Here is a 13,170-nt window from a genome sequence, read left to right as displayed (position 1 = left end):
GCAGCAAAAAACTTGAAATGTAAAAAACCATACAGTGAAAAAAGGATAATCTTGCATGCAGTTTATGTAATCAGACCACTTTTAATCAGGCTCTATCAAGAAGCAAAGATTCGATATGCTCTAACCCTGATATTATCATAACAATATTTAATATGGGCACTTGGCGCATTTGAGATCTTTCTCAATTTCATTGATTAATTTCATAGTAGCTGATTCCCTGACAATAAAAGAATCCCAAAAATAAGTTCTTCTTAATGTTTGCAAATCAAATCGATTTTTTTCCTTCCATTGCTGTATACCAAACAGCAACTCATCAATAGATTGGTTTTTCTGTGAACCAATGATTTGCAAATATAAATTTTTTAAGCTATTAAATTTTCGTTTTGTCATTGGTGAATTAGGCTCGAGCACAGGCAACTGCTCTATTCTATGATAGAGTTTTTTGGCTATTAAGCATTTTTCTTTATTAAATCCTGGATGGATAGAAGGTGGAGGTGGGGGTAAAACATAAAAGGGAATATTTTGACTCGGTTTGCCATAGTCCAATTGAGTTTTATACGGCAGGTTTATAAAGAAACAAGAGGATATCGATGAGGGGACAGATGTTTTTGTAGCCGCCTCAATTAATTTTATTGCTGAATGTCGACAAGTATTGCATGTATTGATTTCATGAATTTCCTCATTAAGCTCCTTCCAATGGGAACCAGTTGCGAAAACACGAGAACTGGTTTGCGAAAAATAGACTGCATTTCCATTTTGAACAAGCGGTTTAAAACATTCAAATTGATTGCTCTCAGTTTGAATAGACTCAAGATAATGAACAAATTCACAATACTGCTCATAACTAATATCATAGGCTTGATAAGAAATAGGTACAGATCCTTTTCGTTTTCTTGTAATTCCTTCATCCTCTATCTTTGCTTTGCTACTCGCAAAAATTGCCCCACCTAAAGCACTATAAATGCTAAGACACCTTTTAATACCCTTGGTTTGATTAGGCAGATCAAAGATTTTCCCTACTCTGCACAGTAGATGAGATACCTGGAAGTCATCATACACACCTAGCATAATAAATGAGTGCTGATTGATTTTACCTATCGAAATAAAAAAGTGATCTGTTTCTTTATTAATACAGATTGCCATGTGATTCAGTCCTTAACAACCAATAATGATAAATAATAAATTAGCTTGCACATTGTAAGTGTGGATGGTTTTTAACGATAACTTTATGTATATTCAAACAAAGCTCATGGATGTGGTTACCCATTTTTGATTTCTCATTGCCTGAGCCACCTTTCCCATTCAAAGCCACAACAACCGTTACATTATTACAAGGATTCCACAAATACATCACCCTGTAACCTAAAGTACTGCCCTGGTAAGTCCAAAAGCGCTGCCTGGAATTTTTATCATAATAAAAACCAACTCCCAATCCAAAACCGTAGGGCTCATCTTCTGTTACTGAAGGGATAGGTAACCCTGTTTTTATTGAAACCACTGACTCCAATTCGGATAAAGCCTCGTCTCTAAAAGCAGGTTCAATCAGTAACCCATGGTATAGCAGCTGCACCCAACGGCCGACGTCTTCAGTATTTGCGATGACAGCACCTGCTGCGCCAGCCCAGGATAAATCATTGCTTATAGTATCAATTAGCTTTTTGTTGTCCTCATCGTAAAAATAACCATGGACTCGTCTATCCCGGATTGATTTTTCGACTTCTGGACCATGTGGTCCTGCAGGATAAAATGAATTGTTTAATCCATTGTTTGTATTAATAATCCTTTGCTTTAACTGATTTTCGAAAGTATCTTGAGTCACTTTTTCAATAACCATTCCAGCAAGAATATAATTAGAATTGGAATACTCATACCTGTTTGCTCTGTCGGTTTCTATTGGATTTTCTGGATGAGCATAACCTAACAACTCCTCATCACCCCAGATTGCCGCAAAATTATCCTCCATCTTTTTTGCAAATTCAGGATCTTCGGAATAATTGGGGATGCCACTGGTCATATTCAATAATTCTCTTAATTTTACATCTTTCCACTCTTTGTATTGAGGCAGCCATTTACCCAAAGGATCATCCAGTGACAATTTGCCCTCAGTCTGCAATTGAAGCAAAATCAATGAAGTGAATGATTTGGTAATGCTTCCAATATCAAACAAATTCAATGGGGTAATTTCCTGAGACAGTGGAGGATATCCCATAGTTCCTTTGACAAAAGTGGCAACATCCAATACATCCTTATTTTTCTCTTGAGGAATAAACACTGAGACAGCAGTGGCAGTAAATTTTTCTTTGTTATGATAAACCTTGAAGTACTTGCTCATTTCCTTTTGAATTTTATGATGAGATACAACAGGAGATTCAGCTGCGCTGATATTATAAGATAAAGAAGCCAGGCAGAAGGCAAGCAGAAAACCAACTAAGTTATTTATTTTCATGGCGAAAAATACATCAAGTTAAGTAGAAAATTGGCCATTTTAACCTGATAGACTCAAATAGATCCATAAAATAAAAAAACAGGAGATGTTCTGTTGAATATACGGACACGCCTATTCACATTCTCTTCGGCCAGGAGCAATGAAATCCAGCGAAATTGTAGTTTTCATTGCCCACTTGAAATAGGAATACTTCTCCAAATACAGATCTTTTTGCATTCAGCTTAAAATTAATAAATATTTAGATTCTAAACAGCACTGGCTCTGGCTCGTATTTTCTCCAAAGCGTCTTCAAGACGTTTGATTGATTTGTTTTTACCTAACAAAGCTAATGTCATGTCAATGGAAGGAGATGTTCCGGATCCGGTTACGGCGACACGCAACGGTTGAGCGATTTTGCCTAAATTCAAATCAAATTGCAGGCTGACATCATTAATGCATTCTTGAATTTTATCATTTTTCCATTCGTCAAGCGCTTTTAGGCGCTCATGCAATACCATTAAAGGCTCCAGAACAACTGGTCGCAAGTGTTTTTTAACAGCATCTTCATTATATTCAATGGTATCTGTATAAAAATACTGACTAATTTGACACATTTCTGCTAATGACTTACATCTCTCTGCCTGGACTGCGACCAAATCCTTCAAATTGGGACCTTGATTCAAATCAATTCCGGCCTGCTCAAAATGCCATTGCAACGCATTGGCAACTGACTCTGGAGAGTCACTTTTTTGATAATGCTGATTCAACCAATACAACTTATCATAATTGAAACTTGAGACGCCTCGACTGACATTTTTCAAGTCAAAGCTGGTTATCATTTCTTGTACACTAAAAATTTCCTGATCGCCATGAGACCATCCTAAACGAACTAAATAATTCAATAAAGCATGAGGCAATACACCCAGCTCCTTGAACTGCAAGACACTTACTGCACCATGTCGCTTTGACAGCCGCTTGCCATCTTCACCCAAAATCATGGGCAAATGGGCAAAAACAGGTACCGGCGCATCCAATGCCTTGAATAAATTAATTTGTCTCGGAGTATTGTTGATATGATCATCCCCCCGAATAACATGGGTTATTTTCATATCCCAATCATCAATAACTACAGCAAAATTATAGGTGGGGTGCCCATCAGAGCGAACCAAAATCAAATCATCCAGTTCGCTATTATCGACATGAATGTCACCATAAACCTCATCGTGGAAAGACACTATACCCGCATCAGGATTTCTAAAGCGAATAACATAAGGAACTCCACTATCAGGAAGAGTTTGGTTTCTGCAATGCCCGTCATAGCGTGGCTTTTCCTTGGCGGCTAATTGAGCCTCTCTTAAAGCTTCCAGTCTCTCCTTACTGCATTGACAGCGATAAGCTTTTCCTTCTTTCAAAAGTTGCTGCGCTACTTGTTGATAACGAGCATATCGCTCAGTCTGATAATAGGGACCTTCATCGAAGTTAAGCCCTAACCAGGCCATTCCGTCTAAAATAGCCTGTACAGATTCTTGAGTTGAACGCTCTCTATCCGTATCTTCTATACGCAGTATAAATTGCCCGTTGTGATGTTTTGCATATAGCCATGAAAATAATGCAGTCCGTACCCCACCAACGTGTAAAAAACCTGTAGGGCTTGGGGCAAATCGGGTTCTAACAGTCATAATATCTTCCATTGTAAGGAATAAAATAATCAAGTTATAATAGCCGAGTTTACCATGAACGCAAAGATTCAACTGCTGAATTAAGACTAAAAGGAGCTATGTTGAAAAGTATTGGTATTAAATATCAGCTAAGAATCACTACCCTTATTCCTGCCTTTTTAGTCGCCTTGCTTTTTGCTTTTTTTTATAATGGCCTATTTGGTAAAGATCTAAAGCAGCATATGTCCAGACTGGGTGAAGCCTATATTAGGCAATTACTTCCAGCAGCCCAGTATGCCATGCTTCGCAATGATTACCGTACATTGCAGGGTTTAATCAATGCCTCAACCATTAACCCGGAGGTAAAAGCTTTGGCATTTTATAATGCTGATGGTCGATTAATTGCTTATCGTGGTGGCAAGCATTCTATTCATAAACCATTCAATCCACCTGACTATACAGGTGACTACATTGAAAGTAAGCAAATTAATCCATTCACCATTAATTTTATAGCACCGATTACTATCCCAAAGTTCAATTTGTACTCCAGCACAGAGTTCAAAGAGCTTTCTACGCCTAAAATATTCCAGGCTGACGATATATTAGGCTGGTTATCCATTGACATTGACACACAATCACTACTTATAAAACGCTATCAAATGCTCATCGTTACCATTTTTATTACCCTATTCGGTTTACTGATGGGTTTAACAATTCATTACTTCTTGTCTAAACGAATTTACATACCTATTGCTCGATTGCGTCGAAGTATGAAACAAATTTTAAGTAATGAATTTGAAACTGAAATTCGTGTTTCAAGTCCAGGAGAATTAGGAATAATTGAAAAAGGTTGCGCTCATTTACAACGACAATATTTAAATACAGTTCGTGATTTGAATCACCACATTGAAATCGCCACAGCAGATCTGCAACAAAGTCTAGAACTTCTGGAAGAAAAAAACATTGAGCTATCACTGGAAAAGAAAAAAACTGAAGAAAAAAGTCGACAAAAATCAGAATTTATTGCCAACATGAGTCATGAAATTCGCACCCCAATGAATGGCGTGATTGGTTTTACAAACGTTTTATTGGAAAGCAAGCTGGACCCTTTACAACTGGACTACGTTAAAACGATCAAATCATCAGCGCAGGATTTGTTAAGTATCATCAATGATATTCTGGATTTTTCTAAAATTGATGCGGGCAAATTAAATCTTGATTGCATCCCGCTAGACATAAGAGGTTGCGTTGATGAGGTTTTATCCTTGGCAAGCCCCAATGCGCACAAAAAAGGAATCGATTTAATCCCGATTACAGACATTAATGTGCCCAAAATGGTATTGGGTGACCCTTTAAGAATCAAACAAATCATCAGTAATCTGGTGACCAATGCGGTAAAATTTACAGATCATGGATACGTTCTTATACGCACTAAAATCGAGCAAGAAACAGATAAAGATTATACCTTGCTATTTGACATTACGGATACGGGAATAGGTATTTCACCAGAGGATCAAACGAAACTGTTTACTGCCTTCAATCAGGCAGACACCAGCATCACACGCCGTTACGGTGGCTCAGGATTAGGCTTGGTTATATGTAAAAAACTATGTGAAGAAATGCAAGGACGTATTAGTCTAACCAGTGAAATCAACAAAGGCTCTACTTTTAGCGCACGCATTAAAGTTGAAAAACTTGTTGCTTATGAGATTGAAAAAAATCAAACTCATCGTTTCGCCCATTTAAAAATCATTTGCTTTGATGACAATCCCCTCCATTTGGAAGCAATAGGTAATGGCTTGGGATTTTGGGGTATAGAAGCTATTCGCGTTGACTCATTTAATAAACTTTCCCGAATATTGGCAAAACATAAAGATTGCAAAATTGCCTTTATTAACGTCAATCAGGGATGTGAGCGACACGCTGCTGAACTCATTGCCAAACATAAGCAAATCCCTTTCGTGTTAATTTCCAAATGGCCTATTAATGGTTTTGCAGCACTTGGTGCCAGGGGTTTTCTTTACAAACCTATTAGTATACAAAAACTTCAGGATCTGATTGAATCGATAGCCAATGAAAACCAAACCGAGAAAAATACGAACCAGGAACTGGATACTTTACGCGAACAGCTTCGTTTTCTTCATCCAGAGATACTGATTGCAGAAGACAACCCTGTCAATAAAATGCTATTAACATCCCTATTAAACAATAATGCCAATATAACAACGGTTGACGATGGCGAAATGGCCGTTACTGCTTGTGAGGATAAAAAATTTGACATGATTTTACTTGATCTGCATATGCCAAAACTTAATGGTTTGGAAGCAGCCAAAATGATACGTCAAAAATCCCTAATGAATAAACACTCCCCTATCGTTCTCATTACCGCCAGTAGCAGTGATCTGAGCTCCATCGATATGAAAAAATCTGGAGTTGATTTTTGTTTTCAAAAACCTATAGATGAAAAGCAATTGTTAATCCAAATTCTTCGCATCGTTGATAGAACAAAACATGCTGCCATCGATTGGCAATTATGCGTTCAGAAAGTTTCAGGTAATCAAGCGCTTGCTGAAGAGTTCCTCGCCAAATTCATAGAAGAATTATATAAGAATCGTGAAGAGTTTATTGAGTTAATGCATCAAAAAAACGTCAAGGGCCTGGCTGATTTGGCTCATAAATTACATGGCGCCTGTTGTTTTTGTGGTGTACCTATTTTACAAAAGAGAGTAGCTCAATTAGAGAAGCTTGCAAGACGAACAGCTAATGCTGATAATTTAACCGAAGCCTTTACCGATTTAATACAAAGTATTGATGCAGTGATTAGTGAATATGAAAATCAGTATTCACAATAATATTTAATGAAATAAGGCCATAAAAACTCTCTTGTATGAAAACCAAAGTAAAAATCTGTATCAACTTAATAAAATCATTCTAGTTATGGAGACAAAATGTCAGTTAAAAATGCAATTTACGCCCAGTCTGGTGGTGTGACCGCTGTAATTAATGCATCAGCTTGTGGTGTCATCCAAACCGCCAAACTATTTCCAGAGCAAATTGATAAAGTTTATGCTGCAAAAAATGGCATTATCGGTGCCTTAAACGAGGAATTAATCGATACTTCATTGGAAAGTGAAGAAGACATTGCCAAATTGATGCAAACTCCTTCCGGAGCTTTTGGCTCCTGCCGCTACAAATTAAAAAACAACGGGGAAGAGTATCAACGCTTAATCGCTGTATTCAAGGCTCACAACATAGGCTATTTCTTTTACAATGGCGGCGGGGACTCACAAGATACTGCCCTTAAAGTATCCCAGTTAGGTAAAACCATGGGCTATCCTATTACCTGCATAGGTATCCCTAAAACAGTAGATAACGATCTGCCTTTTACAGACAATTGCCCGGGGTTTGGATCAGTCGCGAAATACATTGCCATTTCAACGAAGGAAGCTGGTTTTGATGTCGCGTCCATGGCGGCTTCATCCACGAAAGTGTTTATTCTTGAAGTGATGGGAAGGCATGCAGGCTGGATAGCTGCAGCTAGTGGGCTGGCCGAGCAAAATCCAGGCGAACCGCCACACATTATTCTGTTACCTGAGGTTCCTTTTGAGCCAACTCGTTTTCTAAAAAAAGTGAAAGACTGTGTCAATTCATATGGTTATTGTGTGATTGTTGTTTCAGAAGGTATCCGCAATAAGGAAGGAAAATTTCTCAGTGAAGCAGGATTACGTGATGCATTCGGACATGCTCAATTAGGTGGTGTTGCACCTGTCATCGCTCAATTAATTAAATCTGAACTGGGTTTTAAATACCATTGGGCAGTTGCAGATTATCTTCAACGGGCAGCCCGGCACATAGCCTCGCAAGTTGATTTGGATCAAGCTTACGCTCTAGGCAAAGCTGCTGTGGAATATGCCGTTAAAGGATATAATGCGATTATGCCTATTGTCATTCGTGAACAAGACGAACCCTATCAATGGTCTATAGGTCAAGTCCCTCTGGCTGAGGTAGCTAACCAGGAAAAAGCTATGCCACCAGAGTATATAGCTGAAGATGGCATGGGAATTACGGACGCATGCAAACGTTACTTGTCCCCTTTGATTCAAGGTGAAGCTTATCCAAATTACAAAAATGGATTGCCAGATTATGTCCGACTAAAAAACCAGTTAGTGGCTAAAAAAATCAATCAAGACTAAGGGCGGCAGTAGGCTGGACGATATTTACTAATCAGGGTACCACCAGTGCAATCCCAAGTGAGTACTCTGTTAGTGGCATCTATTGTGGGAACCATTGTAATGGTACCATTACCTGCGTTTGCAGTGTAGGTAATGGTAATAATGCCTTGATTACCAATGGCTATAGAGGCTACATTAATTGTTGGGGCAGGACTGGTATAACCCGTATCTGCCTGATTTGCTGGCAAAGTGTTATCAATTAAACTTGTTTCAACAACAGCTAATTTAGCGGCCGAAGCCATTTCCAATCCTTCGACCACCCGTGCTCTGATGGTATAGTCCTGATAGGCTGGAATTGCGATGGCAACCAGAATCCCAAGGATAGCGGCAACGATCATCAGCTCGATTAAAGTAAATCCTTTCGCTCTCATAACGTCACCTGGCATTGCATCTAACTGATATCACGCAAATTCAATGCCAACTTTATGATTTAAAAATCTTCTGCTGACTAAATAGCTTGACAAGCTTTCTTCTCAAAATATTCCTGTCAGGCAAATAGCTTATAGAACTTAGCCAAATAAAAAACCGCCATTGAAAGGCGGTTTTTATAGTTGCTTTATCCTATTATGGTCTGCAGCTGGCAGGTCGATATTTAGACAGCAAAGTACCACCCGTACAAGTCCAGGTTACATCACCGTTAGCTTGTAAGGTTGGGGTCATAACTATGGTACCTCCACCTGCTGCAGCAGTATACGTGATGGTAATCACACCGTTTGCACCAATAGCAATTGATGCTACATTGGGCGTAGCAGCAGGAGACACATAGCCCGTTGCAGCCTGAGTAGCTGGTAACGCGTTGTTGGTAATAGCCGTTTCAGACACGGCAAGTTTTGCAGAATCTGCCAAGGTCAGACCTTCAGTAACACGAGCTCGTATTGTGTAATCTTGATAGGCTGGTATAGCGATTGCTGCCAAAATACCGATAATCGCTACGACTATCATCAATTCAATTAAAGTAAAACCCTTTTGTCTCATGACCATCTCCATAGTTAACTATCCATTAGTATAATGCAAGCATAATGCCAACTACCAGCCAATATTCTAAACCTATATTATTTTACATGTTAAATAATCATTTCATGTAAAAAACACCATTTTTTGTGCTAAAAATTCAGTGAAATGAATAGATATAATATTTCATAAAATAAACTATTTATTATTATATAATAATAAAATGACAATTTTTGTCACATTATGACAATTGTGTTTAATTAATGTGACAACTATGCTTCAAATGTATATACTCCTTATTTTGCAAAAACAGAGTCGAGCAAATCATGACGCGTAAACTCCGCATGGAAGAAAAACTAATCTCCGCATTTTCCCCCCTCTTTTTAAGTGTTGAAGACGAGTCCATGAACCATCACGTTCCTCAAGGCGCTGAAACACATTTTAAAATAATCGCCGTTTCAAATCATTTTAATGATCTGACTCGCATTAATCGTCATAAATTAGTTAATCAGCTTCTTAAAGAAGAGTTTACTCTGGGGCTGCATGCATTAAGCATGCATTTATATACTGCTGATGAATGGACCACTCAAAAGCAATCGGTACTCAAATCCCCTGCTTGCAGAGATGGCTATAAAAACAAATAATTTTAATGAAAAAAGTTCACCTCCAAGCTTGATTTATTTTATAATGTCTATCTTTTTATCAAATAGAAAAATCAATGAAATCATGGTCCTCTGAAAAAATATCCGTTCTTGCTTTAGTGCTGCTCATTACTGGAGCAATTGACAGCATTAGAAATTTGCCAGGTACAGCGCTCTTTGGTTCTACTTTGATTTTTTTCTTTATTTTTTCAGCGATTATCTTTTTGATCCCGGTTGCGTTAGTCGCTGCTGAACTTTCCTCAACCTGGTCAGACGAGGAAGGTGGCATTTACAGTTGGGTCAAGCATGCCTTTGGTGAAAACATCGCCTTTTTCGCCATTTGGCTGCAATGGATAAATACTCTGGTATGGTATCCGACTATTTTGTCTTTTATAGCAGGCACAATCTCTTATTTAATTAATCCAGAACTTGCACAAAACAAATACTATCTTATCAGCGTTATTCTGATTATTTTCTGGTCATTAACTTTGATAGGCCTATCAGGACTGCGTGCTTCTGCCACCTTTGCTGGCTTCTGCGCAATAGTTGGAATGATAGTGCCTATGGGATTTATCATCCTTCTAGCTTTTATTTGGTTAATTCATGGCCACCCTATTGCCATTGATCTGAGCCTCTCCAATTTGCTACCGCAGTGGAAAAACACACAATCCTGGGTTTCTCTAACAGCGATTATGACTTCTTTTCTAGGGATGGAGCTTGCTGCAGTTCACGTGCGTAATGTCAAGAACCCGCAGAAGAGTTTTCCCAAAGCGATGTTTTTTTCAGTCATTCTCATCCTGTTCACCATGATTTTAGGCTCACTGGCCATTGCGTTCATTCTGCCTAAAGACAAAATCAGTTTGGTAGATGGGGTTATGAGAGCATTTAGTAATTTCTTGCAAGTTTATGATTTGAATTGGCTAATGCCTGTATTAATACTCTTGTTATTGCTGGGTACCTTAGGCAGCATGATCAACTGGATTATTTCTCCAGCCAAGGGCCTGCTGATGGCAGCCAAACATGATTTTCTGCCTGCTTCGCTATGTCATGTGAATAAACATGGCATGCCAGCAAAAATTTTGATACTGCAAGCCATTCTGGTGACAGTATTATGTAGCGGCTTTCTCTTATTCCCTACAGTGAATGCTATTTATTGGTTATTTACTGCTCTTAGTACAGAGTTGTATATGATGATGTATGTGATGATGTTTATTGCAGCCTGGCATTTGAAGAGTAAATTCTCAGACATGGAAAGACCTTTTGCTATTCCAGGAGGCAAACCCGGTTATTACCTGACATGCCTGTTAGGATTAATAGGCTGTACTGTCACTTTATGGGTAGGTTTTATTCCTCCAACGGAAAGCATTAATATCGGAGGAACAGCCCATTACCGTATGGTCTTTTCATTAGGCATCCTCTTAATGCTGCTACCTGCGGCCTTGATCTATTTGCGTAAACGCCACATTACCAAATCCAAAGCGCTTAATGCACCTGTTTAAGTAACCGATAGACCGATAGGATGATTGTAACCTAACAATAATTAGGAACCGTATATATTATCAGGAGTGGCCATAAATACGAGCCACTCCTAAAACGAGATGTATTAATTAAAATAAGGCTTCAATGTTTGTTGTACATCGAGATTTAATTCGCCAGTATTCGGATTGATAGCACTAACCGTATCACCTAAATACCCTATCGCCCAGAAATATAAATTATTGGACCCGATGCCGCTTTGGGTAAGATAAGGCATCAATGCCTGGGTAAAAAAGTTTTTTCCTTCAAAAGATTTCCAGGAGGCTTCCCCTAAAACAATAGGATACCCAGCTTTGTACAGGAAACCCCAACTCCAATCGAAACGCAGATTACTTGCATCACCAGGGGCTGTTTCCCAACCAGCCACTTCTTTTGGGTAAACATGAGGTGAGAAAACCAGATGGCCATTATTTCCCATATTATCATCACCCAACAGCCAACCGAGTGTTTCTGTGTCAATACCCGGAACAGCCAGTTGCAATTCATTACTAAATTTTTGTACATCAAATTGCGCTATGTTTTGTTTAGCCAAATTCTTATCCAGAAGGGGTTTAAAATCTTCCCCCCAGTTCCCTTTGAATGCTACAACCTCTTGATCATTACCACACTGCCCTGGGTCACGCCAGTGTGCATAGCCAGAATCCTCTTTAATATTGGCTTTTGGCACACAAATTGTAGGATTGTCCATATCATCATTTCCGCCTCCAGGTCCCTCAACAAAAAGCAACAAATCAGGATTGACCTGATGCACTGCCTTGGCAGCGGTGCCTATCACTTTAATCCATGAAACCTGACCATTTCTGGCTTTAAACCAGCTCAATTGATAAGGTTCATTAAAAATATCAATGCCTATGACATTATCTAACCCGCGCTGTTTAATTTCCTGAGCTAGCAGAACTAAATCCTTCTCATATTCAGTCATGCTATAAACAGTGCCATCCCTCATTCCATCGCCATAACCATAACGGTGGTGAAAATCAATCATCACATTGATATTATGTTTTTTCATTTCAGCAAGTACCGTCCAGAAAGCCCGCTTCGGACTCACCGCTTTTTCACACGATTGGCCATTGGATTGCCAGGTTTTGCAAAAAAGACCATTACCGGTCTCAGGTTGTGTTTTGTCAGAAAGCCATTTGTTTAGATCGACTTCCCCACTGTCATCATAAAGAACACCTGGCTGTATAGGCAAACGTACGGTCTTGAACTCTACCGCTGTGCTGCTGTTTACGCCAGAGTCTGCCATAGACCAGGGGTGAACCAATAAATCCATTAATCCATTCCGAGGTTTGGATTGAGGCATGGTGATATTATAGAAAGGATTGCTCTGCAATCCCTGAAAAACATTGGTGTCCTGAAATCCTGACCAGGATACTCCATTGATGGTCACCCTATTCCCACTTTTGTCATAGATACTGCCTTGACTGGTATAATAGGCATTCGCATCCAGGGTGAATACGAACAGCAGAAGCCAACTGCTAAACTTAAATATTTTCATGCGCTTTTCCTCATTAAAATAACCATAAAGTTATTGTTAAGTTGGTTAAAAGCTCATTATTTAACCACAAAACTACAATATTTGAACAGTATAATCATTAATTTTTCAAAAATATTACAAAAAGATGTCATTTCGATGCGCTGAAAAATAGTCAAGATCGTCACTCCATTATGATGAAAATTGAGTGGCGACCATATGAAGTGAATAAAATCATTCCCTCATAGAAAAA

The 13,170-nt window shown here is 38.8% G+C and carries 10 protein-coding genes; 4 read left to right on the top strand and 6 right to left on the bottom strand.

Annotated elements, in window-relative coordinates; translation table 11 throughout:
* Positions 1-147 precede the first annotated feature (147 nt).
* The 3 genes from OQI99_RS02990 to gltX all read right to left on the bottom strand — a co-directional run bounded on the left by OQI99_RS02990 (position 148) and on the right by gltX (position 4,104).
* Positions 148-1,143 (bottom strand): hypothetical protein, encoded by a 996-nt coding sequence (locus OQI99_RS02990; RefSeq protein ID WP_061512473.1) that lies wholly within the window; start codon positions 1,141-1,143, stop codon positions 148-150.
* A gap of 40 nt (positions 1,144-1,183) precedes the next feature.
* Positions 1,184-2,446, bottom strand: coding sequence for a serine hydrolase domain-containing protein (locus tag OQI99_RS02985; protein WP_061512472.1), 1,263 nt, complete (start codon positions 2,444-2,446; stop codon positions 1,184-1,186).
* Positions 2,447-2,691: 245 nt separating this feature from the next.
* Entirely contained in the window at positions 2,692-4,104 is a 1,413-nt protein-coding gene (gltX, locus tag OQI99_RS02980; RefSeq protein ID WP_061512471.1) for a glutamate--tRNA ligase, read from the bottom strand.
* A 98-nt stretch (positions 4,105-4,202) separates the two neighbouring features.
* Between gltX and letS the strand changes: the two genes are divergently transcribed.
* Positions 4,203-6,935 carry a two-component system sensor histidine kinase LetS gene (gene letS, locus OQI99_RS02975; RefSeq protein WP_080447111.1) on the top strand — a complete coding sequence of 911 codons (2,733 nt, stop codon included), beginning with the start codon at positions 4,203-4,205 and terminating at the stop codon, positions 6,933-6,935.
* Between the two features lie 96 nt (positions 6,936-7,031).
* Positions 7,032-8,276, top strand: a complete 1,245-nt coding sequence (locus OQI99_RS02970; RefSeq protein ID WP_061512470.1) for a 6-phosphofructokinase — start codon at positions 7,032-7,034, stop codon at positions 8,274-8,276.
* Here OQI99_RS02970 and OQI99_RS02965 read toward each other — a convergent pair.
* Positions 8,273-8,686: a pilin gene (locus OQI99_RS02965; RefSeq protein WP_061512469.1), complete on the bottom strand. Its 414-nt coding sequence runs from the start codon at positions 8,684-8,686 to the stop codon at positions 8,273-8,275. The genes OQI99_RS02970 and OQI99_RS02965 overlap by 4 nt on opposite strands.
* A 193-nt stretch (positions 8,687-8,879) precedes the next feature.
* Positions 8,880-9,290: a pilin gene (locus OQI99_RS02960; RefSeq protein WP_061512468.1), complete on the bottom strand. Its 411-nt coding sequence runs from the start codon at positions 9,288-9,290 to the stop codon at positions 8,880-8,882.
* Between the two features lie 302 nt (positions 9,291-9,592).
* Here OQI99_RS02960 and OQI99_RS02955 point away from each other — a divergent pair, with 302 nt between their 5' ends.
* Positions 9,593-9,910, top strand: coding sequence for a BolA family protein (locus OQI99_RS02955; protein WP_061512467.1), 318 nt, complete (start codon positions 9,593-9,595; stop codon positions 9,908-9,910).
* Between the two features lie 74 nt (positions 9,911-9,984).
* Entirely contained in the window at positions 9,985-11,406 is a 1,422-nt protein-coding gene (locus tag OQI99_RS02950; protein WP_061512466.1) for an APC family permease, read from the top strand.
* Between the two features lie 104 nt (positions 11,407-11,510).
* Here the strand turns inward: OQI99_RS02950 and OQI99_RS02945 are convergent, their stop codons facing one another.
* Positions 11,511-12,941 (bottom strand): cellulase family glycosylhydrolase, encoded by a 1,431-nt coding sequence (locus OQI99_RS02945; protein WP_061512465.1) that lies wholly within the window; start codon positions 12,939-12,941, stop codon positions 11,511-11,513.
* Between the last annotated feature and the right edge of the window lie 229 nt (positions 12,942-13,170).

Origin of the sequence: Legionella sp. PATHC039 (assembly GCF_026191275.1) — a bacterium.
In the GTDB taxonomy this organism is placed as follows: domain Bacteria; phylum Pseudomonadota; class Gammaproteobacteria; order Legionellales; family Legionellaceae; genus Legionella; species Legionella pneumophila.
Note: the sequence above shows the minus strand (reverse complement) of the source record. Positions and strands in the feature narration are given on the sequence as shown.

Coding starts and splice junctions, on each gene's coding strand:
- OQI99_RS02965 (WP_061512469.1), bottom strand. CDS start 8,686: ATGAGAGCGAAAGGATTTACTTTAATCGAGCTGATGATCGTTGCCGCT.
- OQI99_RS02945 (WP_061512465.1), bottom strand. CDS start 12,941: ATGAAAATATTTAAGTTTAGCAGTTGGCTTCTGCTGTTCGTATTCACC.
- OQI99_RS02960 (WP_061512468.1), bottom strand. CDS start 9,290: ATGAGACAAAAGGGTTTTACTTTAATTGAATTGATGATAGTCGTAGCG.
- OQI99_RS02955 (WP_061512467.1), top strand. CDS start 9,593: ATGACGCGTAAACTCCGCATGGAAGAAAAACTAATCTCCGCATTTTCC.
- letS (WP_080447111.1), top strand. CDS start 4,203: ATGTTGAAAAGTATTGGTATTAAATATCAGCTAAGAATCACTACCCTT.
- OQI99_RS02985 (WP_061512472.1), bottom strand. CDS start 2,446: ATGAAAATAAATAACTTAGTTGGTTTTCTGCTTGCCTTCTGCCTGGCT.
- OQI99_RS02970 (WP_061512470.1), top strand. CDS start 7,032: ATGTCAGTTAAAAATGCAATTTACGCCCAGTCTGGTGGTGTGACCGCT.
- OQI99_RS02950 (WP_061512466.1), top strand. CDS start 9,985: ATGAAATCATGGTCCTCTGAAAAAATATCCGTTCTTGCTTTAGTGCTG.
- OQI99_RS02990 (WP_061512473.1), bottom strand. CDS start 1,143: ATGGCAATCTGTATTAATAAAGAAACAGATCACTTTTTTATTTCGATA.
- gltX (WP_061512471.1), bottom strand. CDS start 4,104: ATGACTGTTAGAACCCGATTTGCCCCAAGCCCTACAGGTTTTTTACAC.